At 61.0% G+C, this 12,948-nt stretch carries 13 protein-coding genes; 7 read left to right on the top strand and 6 right to left on the bottom strand.

Features of this window, described 5'->3' with window-relative positions; all coding sequences use genetic code 11:
• Nucleotides 1–26: 26 nt before the first annotated feature.
• From vapB to L6758_RS07730, 3 genes are all read left to right on the top strand, one after another.
• On the top strand, nt 27–263 hold the full coding sequence (gene vapB / locus L6758_RS07720; protein ID WP_237196682.1) for a type II toxin-antitoxin system VapB family antitoxin: 237 nt from the start codon (nt 27–29) through the stop codon (nt 261–263).
• Entirely contained in the window at nt 263–664 is a 402-nt protein-coding gene (gene vapC / locus L6758_RS07725) for a type II toxin-antitoxin system tRNA(fMet)-specific endonuclease VapC (RefSeq protein ID WP_237205445.1), read from the top strand. Before vapB ends, vapC begins: the two co-directional genes overlap by 1 nt.
• A 79-nt stretch (nt 665–743) precedes the next feature.
• On the top strand, nt 744–2,720 hold the full coding sequence (locus L6758_RS07730; RefSeq protein ID WP_237205444.1) for a M13 family metallopeptidase: 1,977 nt from the start codon (nt 744–746) through the stop codon (nt 2,718–2,720).
• 231 nt (nt 2,721–2,951) lie between these two features.
• Here the strand turns inward: L6758_RS07730 and L6758_RS07735 are convergent, their stop codons facing one another.
• The gene (locus L6758_RS07735; protein ID WP_237205443.1) at nt 2,952–4,136 is read right to left on the bottom strand and encodes a tyramine oxidase subunit B; all 1,185 of its coding nucleotides are present in this window, start codon (nt 4,134–4,136) and stop codon (nt 2,952–2,954) included.
• Nucleotides 4,137–4,350: 214 nt separating this feature from the next.
• Nucleotides 4,351–4,908: a DUF4870 domain-containing protein gene (locus L6758_RS07740; RefSeq protein WP_237205442.1), complete on the bottom strand. Its 558-nt coding sequence runs from the start codon at nt 4,906–4,908 to the stop codon at nt 4,351–4,353.
• Nucleotides 4,909–5,086: 178 nt separating this feature from the next.
• Here L6758_RS07740 and nadE point away from each other — a divergent pair, with 178 nt between their 5' ends.
• The gene (gene nadE, locus L6758_RS07745) at nt 5,087–5,911 is read left to right on the top strand and encodes an ammonia-dependent NAD(+) synthetase (protein ID WP_237205441.1); all 825 of its coding nucleotides are present in this window, start codon (nt 5,087–5,089) and stop codon (nt 5,909–5,911) included.
• Between the two features lie 89 nt (nt 5,912–6,000).
• Complete coding sequence (locus tag L6758_RS07750) at nt 6,001–7,269, top strand: ATP-binding protein (RefSeq protein WP_237205440.1); 1,269 nt, start codon at nt 6,001–6,003, stop codon at nt 7,267–7,269.
• Here the strand turns inward: L6758_RS07750 and L6758_RS07755 are convergent.
• A complete protein-coding gene (locus L6758_RS07755; RefSeq protein ID WP_237205439.1) occupies nt 7,257–7,994 on the bottom strand; it encodes a phosphatase PAP2 family protein in 738 nt (245 codons plus the stop codon). The two genes, L6758_RS07750 and L6758_RS07755, sit on opposite strands and share 13 nt — an antisense overlap.
• Before the next feature lie 95 nt (nt 7,995–8,089).
• On the opposite strand from L6758_RS07755, the gene L6758_RS07760 reads away from it, so the two are divergent.
• Nucleotides 8,090–8,545 (top strand): carboxymuconolactone decarboxylase family protein, encoded by a 456-nt coding sequence (locus L6758_RS07760; RefSeq protein WP_237199255.1) that lies wholly within the window; start codon nt 8,090–8,092, stop codon nt 8,543–8,545.
• A 68-nt stretch (nt 8,546–8,613) separates the two neighbouring features.
• Entirely contained in the window at nt 8,614–8,979 is a 366-nt protein-coding gene (locus L6758_RS07765; protein WP_237205438.1) for a GNAT family N-acetyltransferase, read from the top strand.
• A gap of 150 nt (nt 8,980–9,129) precedes the next feature.
• Here L6758_RS07765 and L6758_RS07770 read toward each other — a convergent pair whose 3' ends face one another.
• From L6758_RS07770 to L6758_RS07780, 3 genes are all read right to left on the bottom strand, one after another.
• The gene (locus tag L6758_RS07770; protein WP_237205437.1) at nt 9,130–10,434 is read right to left on the bottom strand and encodes a M18 family aminopeptidase; all 1,305 of its coding nucleotides are present in this window, start codon (nt 10,432–10,434) and stop codon (nt 9,130–9,132) included.
• A 10-nt stretch (nt 10,435–10,444) separates the two neighbouring features.
• Nucleotides 10,445–11,593 (bottom strand): CPBP family intramembrane glutamic endopeptidase, encoded by a 1,149-nt coding sequence (locus L6758_RS07775; protein WP_237205436.1) that lies wholly within the window; start codon nt 11,591–11,593, stop codon nt 10,445–10,447.
• Between the two features lie 77 nt (nt 11,594–11,670).
• Nucleotides 11,671–12,948 carry a glycosyltransferase 87 family protein gene (locus L6758_RS07780; protein ID WP_237205435.1) on the bottom strand — a complete coding sequence of 426 codons (1,278 nt, stop codon included), beginning with the start codon at nt 12,946–12,948 and terminating at the stop codon, nt 11,671–11,673.

Genomic DNA, 12,948 nt, shown 5'->3' on the forward strand with positions numbered 1-12,948 from the left:
TTAATGTATATAGCAGGAGGTTTCTAATGACTCAGTCAACAGTTTTTATGAACAATAGAACCCAGGCAGTTCGCCTGCCCGCACATATGCGTTTTAGCGAAAACGTCAAAAAAGTCAACGTACGCAAAGTGGGTCTGGAGCGCATCATAGCCCCGGAAGGAGCAGTATGGGACAGCTTCTTCGCCCCGGATGCCCCCGCCGTAACGGATGATTTTATGAGCTCCCGCGATGGCGGAAGCCAACCTGAGCGCGAGGACTTCTAATGCTGACCTATATGCTCGACACCAATATCGTGATCTATGTGATGAAACGGCGCCCACCCGAAATTCTCGATACTTTCAACCAAAACGCTAGCCGCTTGTGCGTCAGCAGTATTACAGCAGCCGAACTGTTTTTTGGCGCAGCAAAAAGCGCTAAGCCTGAGCAAAATTTGCGCGTAGTTGAGGATTTTTTATCACGACTCACCGTGCTGCCCTACGACATGGACGCCGCAGCTCAGTTTGGTGACATCAAGGCTACGCTGCAAAAGACAGGTCGCATCATCGGCGAGAACGATCTTCACATCGCAGCCCACGCACGGAGCCGTGGACTGGTGGTGGTCACGAATAACGAGCGGGAATTCGAACGGGTTGAGGCGCTACGCGTGGTGAACTGGGTGAGCTAGAGCCCCTCTCCCTCACGCTCTGAGCCGAACCCGCGCAGGGCACCTGACGGGTGGCGTCCGCACCCCTAAACTAGGTGATATGACTAACTCAGGTATCGACACTAGCTTCCTTGACCCTACCACCAACCCCGCTGACGACTTCTTCCGCCACGTCAACGGCACCTGGTACGATTCCCACGAAATCCCCGCCGACCGCTCCCGCGACGGCGGCATGTACTTCCTGCGCGATGCAGCCGAGGAACACGTGCGCGAAATCGTCGAGAAGTTCGCCGCCGAGCAGCCGTCCTCACGCATCGGTGCCCTCTACTCCTCCTTCATGAACACCGAGAAAATTGAGGCGGACGCCGCCGCCCCGCTGCACGCCGAAGTGCAGCCGGTTCTGGAGGCAGCTACCCCCGACGACTTCGTGCGTGTGATGGCTGAACTTGACCGTCAGGGCCACGGCGGCCCCTTCGGCTGGTACACCAGCATCGACGCCAAGAACCCCGAGAAGTACGTGCTCTACCTGGCGCAGACCGGCCTGGGTCTGCCCGATGAGTCCTACTACCGCGACGAAAAATACGCCGACCTGCGTGAGGCCTACGTCGCCCACATTGAGCGCATGTTTGAGCTGACCGGCCTGGCCGAAAACTTCGGGCTTGAACCGGCGGACGCCGCCCGCGCCGTCTTTGCCCACGAAACCGAAATCGCTTCTCATCACTGGGATAACGTGCGCACCCGCGACGCCGACGCCCGCTACAACCCGGTCGACGCCGCCGAGCTAGATGAGAAGTTCCCCGGCTTCCCCTTCACCACCTGGCTGGCAGGCATGGGTATTTCCACAGAGAAGGCCGGCACCGTTGTAGTCAACCAGCCCTCCTACTTTGAGGCAGCCGCCCAGATGTGGACCACCGCTCCCCTCTTTATCTGGAAGCTCTGGTACATCTGGCACATGGCCCACTCCCGTGCCCCCTACCTCAACCAGGCCATCGTTGAAGAAAACTTTGATTTCTACGGCCGCACCCTCTCAGGCTCCGAAGAACTGCGTGACCGCTGGAAGCGCGGCATCGGCCTGGTCGAAGGCTCCCTGGGTGAAGAACTGGGCAAGGAATACGTGGCGATTCACTTCCCGCCCACCCACAAGGCCAAAATGATGGAACTGGTAGACGACCTGCTCGAAGCCTACCGCCGCTCCATCACCGACCTAGACTGGATGACCGACGAGACCCGCGCCCGTGCCCTCGAGAAGCTCAGCAAGTTCGTCACCAAGATCGGCTACCCCGACAAGTGGCGCGACTACTCCGCCCTCGAACTGACTGACGACCTCTTCGAGAACCTGCGCCGCTCGGGCGTCTTTGAGCACGAGTTCCAGATTGCCCGCATCAACGAGCCCGTTGACAAGACCGAGTGGCTCATGACCCCGCAGACCGTCAACGCCTACTACATGCCCCCGGCCAACGAAATCGTCTTCCCCGCCGCAATCCTGCAGGCCCCCTACTTCGACGTGGACGCGGACGCCGCCGTCAACTACGGCGCTATCGGCGGCGTGATTGGCCACGAGATCGGCCACGGCTTCGACGACCAGGGCTCCAAGTACGACGGCACCGGCGCGCTCAACAACTGGTGGACGGACGCCGACCGCGAAGAATTCACCGCCCGCACCAAGGCCCTGGTGGAACAGTACAACGGCTACACCCCCACCGGCCTAGACCCCGAAAAGTTCACCGTCAACGGCGAACTGACCCTGGGCGAAAACATCGGTGACCTGGGCGGCCTTTCCATCGCGCTCAAGGCCTACCAGATTTACCTGGAACGCCAGGGCCTCACGCTCGAGACCGCTCCCGTCATCGACGGCCTGACCGCCACTCAGCGCGTCTTCATCTCCTGGGCCCAGGGCTGGCGCATGAAGACCCGCCCGCAGACCGCCGAAATGTTCCTAGCGATCGACCCGCACTCCCCCGAGGAGTTCCGCGTCAACGGCGTAGTCCGCAACATCGACGAGTTCTACACCGCCTTCGATGTGCAGCCCGAGAACGCCCTCTACCTGGCGCCGGAGGAGCGCGTGCATATCTGGTAGAAGAAGCTACACAAAGTGCGGTGACGGCCGCGCTTCCGCCTGCTGACCCTCTCGCAGCTCGCCCTGGAGGGCTCGCAGCGATTCACGCCAGCCCCGCGCCAGCAGGCTTCCAGCACGGCCGCCACCGCACCCATGCCAGTCGCCTTCCGGGGAAAGCCCCCCTGCACCCCCCCGCTTAACTAAAAGGACGCCGGTGAACTACTCACCGGCGTCCTTTTGCGTGCCCGAGCGCTAAGACATTGCGGGGACGTCCCAGAGGTTCAGCACGGTGCCGATGCCCTTGCGGACGGCGTTGCGGTAGACCACGGTGCCCCAGGCGACGTCCTCAATGGGCATGCCGCCGACGGAGTAGACGGTGATTTTTTCTTCGTCGTCCTCGGGGGAGGGGTGGTTGAGGGCTTCGCCCATGTCGCGCAGTTCTTCAGGGGCCATGAGGCCGTTGTGGATGCGGTCGTTGAACTTGCAACCGATGATGGATACGTAGTTGTGGGACTTGCCGGGTTCGGTTTCTTCAGCCCAGGCGTCGTACATACCGGCGTTGTCGACGAGTTTACGCACGTCATCGGCGAACATACCCTCGTCGAGGTTGCAGGCGGCGGGCATGGCGAAGAAGGCGCCGGGCTTGACCCATTCGCGGCGGACGGTGGGGTAGGTTTCGGGGTCGCCCACGTGAATCGAGGTGCAGAAGGTGACGATGTCAGAGTCGCGCACAACCTCTTCGAGTTCCTCAACAGCAATGACGTTCATGCCGGGGTAGGTCTCTTCAGCCCAGCTGATGAAGGTATCGATGCCCTTCTGGGAGCGACCGAGCACCTTGATGGTGTCGACGGTGGGGCGGGCTTCAATGAGGGCTGCGACGGTTGCTTTGGCGATGACGCCGGGGCCCAGCAGGCCGAGCACCTTGGCGTTCTTGGGGGCGAAGCGGCGGGCGCCGACGCCGGAGGCGCAGCCGGTGCGGTAGGCCGAGAGCAGGTTGGCGCTCATGTAGGCGAGGGGGGCGCCGGAGGTCGCGTCGTTGAGGGTGAGCATGAGAATGGAGCGGGGTAGGCCAATCTCGCGGTTGTCGATGTTAGAAGCGTAGGTTTTGACGCCCATGGTGCGGAAGGAGCCGCCCAGGTAGGCGGGCATGGCGACGTAGCGGCGGTCGGGGCCGTCGGCGGGCATGCCTTCGTGGGCGGGGTTGACGGGGAACTGTACCTTAGCGCCGTGGGATTCGCCGTTGTGGCCGGCCATGCGGTAGTCGCCGCGGGCGTGCAGGGCCAGGGCTTCTTCCATGGCATCGGTGCAGGCGGCGACGTCTTCTACGCCCGCCGCAATCATGTCGGCTTCTGAGAGGTAGCGGAAGTCGATGCGGGGGAAGACGGGGTTGAGTTCGGGGTCAACGGCTGCGTTGAGGTAGGCGTCGTGTGAAGTCAAGCGGGGGATCTCCAACTGTGAGTGTTAAAAGTTCAGACGAATCAACATAACACTTTTAAACGCCGCTGATAAATGAGTTTTTGGGCATACCCGACAGCTGGGTGGACACTATTTTGCGTACTTCCGCTATAGAGTCGCTTCATCTGCCAAACAGGTTGGGCAAGAATTCATTTGCTGTTGAGCAAAAATCAAACCCTTCTCTGACTGGCCTTAGCTATTTGAGCACCTTCAGAACCATAGGATAAGTGAACACTTCACCGTTATTGGCTTTGACCGCAGCAAGAATATGCACAACGATGAGGGCCACCCACACCGCTATGAAAACAATCCAGGTAAAGAGACCTGCCAGCCCGAAGGTAACGATAGTAAGTACCCAGGCGGCAATGTTGACCAGCCAGAGGGTGAAGTTGAAATTGAAAGCCCCTGCAGCAGCTACGCGCACAAACCCGTAGCCCGGCTTGTCCTTATAGATAACCCAGAAAATCAGGGGGCCGATAAAGCTGGCAAAAGATGCGGTCAACACCAGGCCCAGCAGTCCCGAGAGATGGGCAAACATAGCCATGCTTTTAGCATCAGCAGGAATGACGTTGCCGTAAGCATCGTAGGTAGGGGCGCCAAAGCCAGGCTGCTGCCAGTAACCGTACTGATCTCCCTGAGGCTGCCCCTGCATGCCGGGCTGCTGCTGGGAGGGCTGGCCTTGCTGCGGGTGCGAAGGGCCATTCTGGCCCTGCTGATTGTAGTTACTGTAGGGGTTCTGGTTCTGCTCGTTCATATCGACCTGTGTTCCGTTCGGGGCTGGTTCTCTCGCTTTCCACTATAGCCAGCCCGAAGAGGTAAGGGTGAGGAACGTGCTCACTCTCCACCGCGAAATCATTCTCTGGGTGGAGAGTTAACCAATCCGTTACGCCCTGACAGTGAACCTGATGGGTACCGGGCAGTAGCATAGAGTCATGCGCGATTTACAGGCTCACATCATTGAAGAACTGGGCGTGAAGCCCTCCATCAATCCCACCGAGGAGGTGCGCAAGCGCGTCCAGTTCCTGGTGGATTACCTCAAGGCCACCGGCACTCGCGGCTTTGTGCTGGGCATTTCGGGTGGGCTGGATTCCACCCTGGCCGGACGTCTGTGCCAGCTGGCCGTGGAGCAGCTAGAGCTTGAGGGCGTCGAGGCCGAGTTCATTGCCGTCCGCCTGCCTTACAAGGTGCAGGCCGATGAGGACGACGCCCAGGCAGCCCTGCGCTTCATCATGCCCCAGCAGACCGTCACCTACAATATCGCAGAGGCGGTCGATGGCTTCGAATCAGCTTTTGCAACCGCCACCGGGCGCCCTATCGCTGACTTCAATAAGGGTAACGTCAAGGCCCGGGCCCGCATGATCGCTCAGTATGCCCTGGCCGGTGAGAAGAATCTGCTGGTGGTCGGCACCGACCACGGCGCTGAGGCAGTGACCGGTTTCTTCACCAAGTTCGGTGACGGCGGGGCGGATATCATGCCCCTCTTTGGTCTGAATAAGCGCCAGAACCGGGCCCTGCTCAAGGTGCTGGGCGCTGATACCCGCCTGTGGGAGAAGGTACCCACCGCCGATTTGCTCGACGGTAAGCCCGGCCGCACCGACGAGGACGAGCTTGGCGTTACCTATGACCAGATTGATGACTACCTCGAGGGTAAGGATATCGATCCGGCAGCAGCTGAGAACATCGAGGGCAGGTTCCTGCGGTCGCGCCACAAGCGCACTACCCCTGTCACGATTTTTGATTCTTGGTATAAGCAGTAACATTCAGAGTTGGCAAATCTCCACGCTGAGGGTGGTAAATCTCCACGCTAAGAGTGGCAAATCTCCACGCACTCTCTAAAATAAGGAGTATGACAGCCTCCTTCCCGCGCCATCTTTACCCCATCTGCCAAGAGCTCCTTTCAGATGCCCCCATTATGGTCATCCAAGGAGCCAGGCAGGTGGGGAAATCTACCTTGGCGCAACAACTCGCCGGAGAAAAATCAACCGTCGTTACACTTGATGATGCCGGTCAACGAGAATTCGCCCAGGCTGATCCCGCTAGATTTCTACAGCAGGCCAATGGGCACACCCTCGTGATTGATGAGCTCCAGCGTGTTCCTGAACTGACCTTGCAACTCAAAGCGGCCGTTGACCAGGACCGGCGCCCGGGGCGTTTTATCATTACGGGCTCAGCTAACCTTCTCAAAACACGGGGTTCTGGTGATTCACTGGCAGGGCGTCAAGAGTCAGTGACGCTTCGCCCCCTGAGTGTCGGTGAACAGCTCTCACTACCCCCTGAAGATTTTGTCAGCTGGGTTCTTGCCGGAGCACAAGGCGACTTCACCGCCCAGGACCCCGCTCCCTTCGTCCTGAGGGGCGGTTATCCTGTACCTCTGCTCCGCACCAGCGAACGCACTAAACGGTCGTGGTTCACTAACTATGTTGACGCATTAGCTACTCATGATGCCGCAGAAATTGAAGAAGGAGATTTTTCAGCACATCTCCGAAACCTTATGAGCTATCTTGCAACTCACGGAGCCCATGAGCTCGTCAAACGCCGAATAGCTCAGCATCTAGGCACCAGTGAAACTACCGTGAACAAATACATCGGGTTGCTTCAACGCATGTATCTGCTAGAAGAGGCCCCCGCTTGGGGTCTCAACTATGGCTCTCGGGTTATCCGACGCCCTAAAGTCGGGTTAATAGACACCGGTTTAGCAGCATCATTGACCGGGTTCACCCTAGATAAAGTTTCAACCGTTGGGGGAAGAGAACACTATGGCTCTTTACTGGAACAGTTTGTCACCAATGAGCTGCTCAAGCAGCAAGAATGGAGCGATACGGCCTTCCGTGTGCATCATTTCCGGGAACGCAACCAAGAGGTTGACCTGGTCCTAGAACTCAACGATGGTCGTCTTATCCTCCTCGAGGTGAAGAGCCGGTCTGTCGCTGGTGTAAGGCAAGCTGGGCATCTTCAGGCTATGAAGGAGCGGTTAGGCGACAGGGTCGCAGCAGCAGCTGTTCTTTATACTGGTGAACTGGCTTTTTCCCCCGAGCCCTGGCTTCATGTTCTTCCGATATCAGCGCTGTGGGCGCATCCACGCGTTGAGACGCACCACCCCGGTCACGATTTTTGATTCCTGGTATAGGCAGTAAAAACGGCCAGGTGCACCAGGCAGGCGATTGCCAGGCCCAGGGCTAGGCCGCCGACCACGTCGGTAGCCCAGTGCACCCCCACATAGATACGGGAAAACCCGATGGTCACCGCGAGGACGCCGAGCCCTGCTCCCAGGGCTCGGCGTCCTTTCTGTGTCAGGGCGGGGTAGGCGGTAAGGAAGAGGGCAGCGCAGAAGGCAGCGGTGCTGGTGGAATGCCCCGAGGGGAAAGAGAAAGTTAGTTCCTCCACCAGGCGGTGGGTAAGGGAGGGGCGGGGGCGGTCCATCAGATTTTTGAGGACGGTGACGGTGAGCGGGGCCAGGATCATGGTTACGCCCAGGGTCGCCAGGGGCCAGGCAGAGCGGTAGCGCCAGGTGAAGATCCCCAAGGCTACCAGCACATAGATTGTCATGGGCAGGGTATTAAAAGCCTGGGTGAGCGCCGAGAAGAAGGTATCGAGTGCAGCGGTGCGCCAGGTCAGCGATGCCTGCCAGATGGCATCGTCGATAGGGTTCGTGAGGGCCTGGGCATTGACCAGCCACATGGCCACAAACACCAGTAGACCCGCTAGGCCGGTGCGGGCTAGGTGGGGGCCGAGCCTCGCCAGCTCGCCGAGGGCAGGAAGGCGGGCGGGAGCGTCCTTGTGTTCAGCGGGCGGACGGACGCGCACCCCACCTGGGCGGGGCTGTTGGGGGCTGTGGTTCACGGGGTACCTCTCTTGACGGGAGCACCCTCTAGGATACCGGTTGGCCAGGCTGGGCTTCTCTGCCCAGTTCCGGGCCGGGCCAGTAAGCTGGTGCTATGTCTGATATACCCAAAGAGTTTTATCTTGATAAGTCCGATCCGGCAGCCTGGGCAGCTTTTGGTGCCCTGAGTAAGCAGGCTGGTGCTTCAGCCCGCGCAGCGGGGCTTGATGACCAGCTGATTGAGCTGGTCTGCCTGCGCATTTCACAGATCAATGGCTGTGCCTACTGCCTGAAGGTGCACACCAAACGCGCTACTAAGGCCGGGCTGAGCGAGAACCGCCGGGCCCTGGTGGGCGTCTGGGAGGAAAGCAGTGAATATAGCCTGACTGAAAAGGCTGCCCTCTTTTTGGCTGAGACGGTGACCAAGCTTCCCTGCCCCGAGGACCGCGATTTTGCCCGCACCTACGCCCGGGGCGTGCTGACCGATGAGCAGTACAGCGCCGTGCAGTGGCTGGCGATTTCAATGAACGCAGCTAACCGTATTTCGATTATGTCCCAGCACCCGGCCTAACCACCCGCCCGGGAATACCTGACCAGGCAAAGTGTTGAGGTAGGTAGACCCGATGAAAGGACTTTCCCATGAACGCCACCCTTGAGAACCCGGTTATTACCGAACGCGAAGAAGGCGGACGCGGCGCCTACGAAATCTTTGCCGACAGTTCCGGTAGTCCGGCGGGCTTCACCGAGTTCTTCGCCTACACCGAAGGCGGGGTCAAGCAGCGCATCTTCCCCCACACGGTGGTGAAGGAGGAATTCGGCGGGCACGGGCTGGCATCCAAGCTCGTCAAAAGCGCCCTCGACCAGGCCATTGAGGCCGGGTACGAACCGGTCATTGTCTGCCCCTACATCAAGGGCTGGGTGGAGAAGCACCCCGACTACGCCGACAAGACCCGCAAGCCCGAACCTGCCCACCTGCGCTTTTTAGCGAAGGCAGTGCGTGGCTAAGACGCCTTCACTCAGCCTAAACATTTACGTAGAAGCGACGAAGGTTCACGCTCGCTGCCGACCCTCTCGCTGGTTCGCTTCGCTCACAAGCGATTCACGCCAGCCCCGAGCCAGCAGCTTCGCTGTGAACCTTCGTCGCTTCTTTCCGTGTTAGACCCGGTAGAACCCCTCAATAGCGCGGGTCAGGTAGGCCATGTCAGCAACGGTGGTAAGTTCGCGGGCTGAGTGCATGGAGAGCAGGCCGACGCCGACGTCCACGGTGCGCATGCCTAAGCGGGTGGCGGTGATGGGGCCGATGGTGGAGCCGCAAGGCACGTTGTTGTTGGAGACAAACTCCTGGTAGGGCACCTTGGCCAGGGCGCAGGCCTGGGCGAAGATTCCGGCACCAACGGCGTCGGTGGCATAGCGCTGGTTGGCGTTGATTTTGAGCAGGGGCCCGCCGCCGGGCACGGGGCGGACGGTCGGGTCGTGGTGCCCGGCGTAGTTGGGGTGCACCAGGTGGCCAGCGTCCGAGGAAAGGCAGACCGACTCAGAGATGGAGCGGCGGTAGGCTTCAGCGGACTCGCCGCGGGCTTCGGAGAGCCGAACCAGGACGTCCTCAAGGAAGGGCCCAGCGGCCCCGGAACGCGATTCTGAGCCGATTTCTTCGTGATCAAAGGCGGCGAGCACGGCGGTCTGGGCCGACTCTACCCCGGCCTCGGCGTAGCGGATGAGGGCGGTGAGGCCGGCGTGGACGGAGCTGAGGTTGTCCAGGCGGCCCGACGCAAAGAGCTCGTCGTTTTCACCGAAGACGCGGGGTTCGGCGGAGTCGGCGAACATGAGGTCGTAGCCCACGATGGTTTCGGGATCGATGGGCCCGCCATCGGCATGTTTGGCCAGGTAGGCGAGCACGTCGCCGGTGGAGTCGCCGAAGCCCCAGACGGGGTAGAGGTTGCCCTGCTTGTCGAGTTTGAGGCCCTCGTTGGCGGCGCGATCCAGGTGGATGGCGAGCTGGGGGACGCGGGCAATCGGCCCGGTGGCAACCAAGCGGGTTTCGAGCGCTCCGTCCACCAGCACAGTCAGGCGACCGGCCAGGCGCAGTTCGCGGTCCAGCCAGGAGTTGAGCAGAGGGCCACCGTAAACTTCGACCCCCACCTGGTTCCAGGTCAGGGTGCGCACCGAGGACTTAGGCTTGACCTTGAAGCCGGGGGAATCAGTGTGGGCCCCCAGCACCCGGTAGCTCTCATGCTGAGCACTACCGGCCCAGGCGATGATGGCACCATCACGCACCACGAAGTGCTTGCCGGTCGCAGCTGAGCTGCCCCAGGCGTCCTGTTCGCTCAGCTCGGTGAAGCCAGCGGCGGTAAGGCGGCGGGCAGCCTCAGCCGCCGCGTGGAAGGAGGTGGGGGAGGCGGTCACAAAGGCAGCTAAATCATCAATATTGGCTCGGGCATCGAAAGTCTGTGAAAGAGTCATAGACCACATTTTACCGGACAGGCTGTGCGCCCTCAGGGTGGCCACCCTTGACCCATACCTGGGCGGTACGGGTGCATTCTATGCCCTTCTTACGGGCCACCCAGATAACTACCAGCACGAACAGGCCGTTCGATACCAGTGCCGAGATAAACATGCCCACGGTAGAGCCCTGCTGCAGGAAGGGGTCTGCCATGCCCAGCACACCAAAGCTCATAGCCAGCAGATTATTGACCACGTGCAGAGCAATAGCCGCTTCGAGCCCACCGGTGCGCCAGGTAATGTACCCGGCAGCCAGGCCCATGACCAGCACGGAAAGCTGGCCCCACAGGTCGTAGAGGTGCCCCAGCATAAAGAGCGGGGCCGGAATCACAATGGCCCAGGCAGGGTGTTTCAGCCAGCGGCCGATGGTCTGCATGAGATAGCCGCGGAAGACCAGCTCTTCGGCGTAGGCCTGCACCGGAACGACCAGGATAATGGCCACCAGCATGGCGATCAGACCGCCGGTAGGTAGGCTGGTGCTGGGAATATAGCGGGCTCCCACAGCAAGATCGAAGGCCAGGGGCAGAACCACAACGAGCAGAGCCGCTAGACCGCAGCAGGTAGCCAGCCAGTCCCAGCGCATACGCCCGGTGACCGAGTGAATCAGGCCCCAGGGCTTAGGCCCCAGAATCAGGCGGGCAAGCCAGAGGGCAGGGAACATGAGAGCTACAGACCCGAAGAGGAAGACGAACGTGGCGGGGCTCCGCAGGGCCTCTTGTTCAAGGATTCCCGGGCTCGCAGCGAGGATGAGGTAGCTGGGGTCAGCGGGCAGAGCGGGGTCAAGGCCCAGCAGGAGCACGAAGAAGAAGGCAACAACCAGCAGCAGGGAGAGCACCAGGTAGAGAGGCACCCCGATGACGGCTTCAACCAGGGGCTTCCACCAGGCACCTTTAGGGTCGGCGTGGGAAAGCCGGTGGTAGCCCAGATTCTGCTTCTCCTGCCGATAGCCGGGTCGCCAGCCGATCGGTGGCAGGGGTACCGGGTTGGGGTGGGATGCAAGCGGGTGGGGCACCTGCCCCTGTATCTGGGCGGACGCCGGTGCGGCACCGGGTGCCGCACCCGGCGCTGGGTGGTGGGCAGGTGTTTGCCAGGGAATGTACGGGTCGTTGGGAGTGCTCATGTCTCTACCCTAGCGAAACCCGCCCTGCCCCGTGCAAGGGGAGGGCGGGCGTCCGCGTCATAAACCGGTCCGAGGCGCTAGACAGCCAGCGCCCGCCGGTAGCGCACCGCAACCGCTACCCAGAGCAGCACCGCTGCGGTGAGGCAGATGATGGGGGCAGAGGACGCCGCCAGGGCAGTTCTGCTGAGCTCGTCCAGGTTGTGAGTGGCAGGGTCAAAGCGAATGCCGATGCGCATAGGCCCATAGATCAAACCCACGCAGCCAATAACTACTAGGACACCAGCCGCCCAGCGGACAGCCCGAGGAGCTACGGCGAAGAAGGTGGGGAAGGCATCCAGCCAGAAGGCGGCAATGAGCAGGGGTAGCCAGATGTTGTGGTGGGACCAGGAAATGGGCGACATGGCCATCATCAAGAACCCGTTGAGGGCTATCTGGGAGAGCACCATGCCGCGGCGGTGCAGCACCGGGATTAGGTAGGCTACACCCACCAGCAGGGCAAGGATAAGACCGTAGCGCAGGGTCGATAGGAGCGGCCCCTCAACCAGGCCAAGGTGCAGGAGCCAGCCCAGGGTGGAGATGTTATCTACATAAGCGATATTGCCTACGCGGGAGGGGTCTGAGATGGCGAAGAACCAGAACTCGCGGGCGGTGGCTGGCATGAAGATGAAACCGGCGGCAACCGTGGCTGCGAAGGTGGCTCCCAGGGTGAGCACGCCCTTGATGTCCCGGCGCATGAGCAGAATCAGGCCGAAGGCTAGCGGGGTGAGCTTGATGCCACCGGCAATGCCGATGAGCACGCCGCGGGGTACACGGGTTGCCGGGCGCAGCAGGTCAATGAGCACCAGCAGCAGGATCAGGGCGTTGATCTGAGCCAGTCCAATGCCGCGGTCCCAGGGGCTGAACATGGTGATGCAGGTAGCCAGCACCACAACCAGTGAGCGGCTCCCCAGCAGGGCTTCCCCGGGAACGGTGATACCGCGAGCGCGCGCGTGGTTGAGAATGAGCACCGATACCCACAGGGCTGCAAGCACGGCCAGCAGGGTCATGAGCCCGGCGCCTGCCCACAGGGGTAGGAAGGCGAAGGGGGCGAATACCATGACCGCAAAGGGCGGGTAGGTGAAGGGCAGGGTGATGGGCTGCCCGTCTTCGAGGTAGTAGTTGTAGAGGGTTTTACCGGGGTAGAGGTCGCCGAAAACTACGCCTGCGCCGGTGCGGTAGACCTCGAAGTCTTGGCCGTTGAGGATCATGGAGTGGCGGATGTGCCACTGCATGACCGCTATGAAAAAGATGCCGGTGAGGGCCGGCCAGATGATGTGCCGGGCGGGTAGGCGATCGGTGAGGCTAAAGAGGGGCAC

The sequence above is a fragment of the Rothia nasimurium genome, from assembly GCF_928382285.1.
GTDB classification, from domain to species: Bacteria; Actinomycetota; Actinomycetes; order Actinomycetales; family Micrococcaceae; genus Rothia; species Rothia nasimurium_E.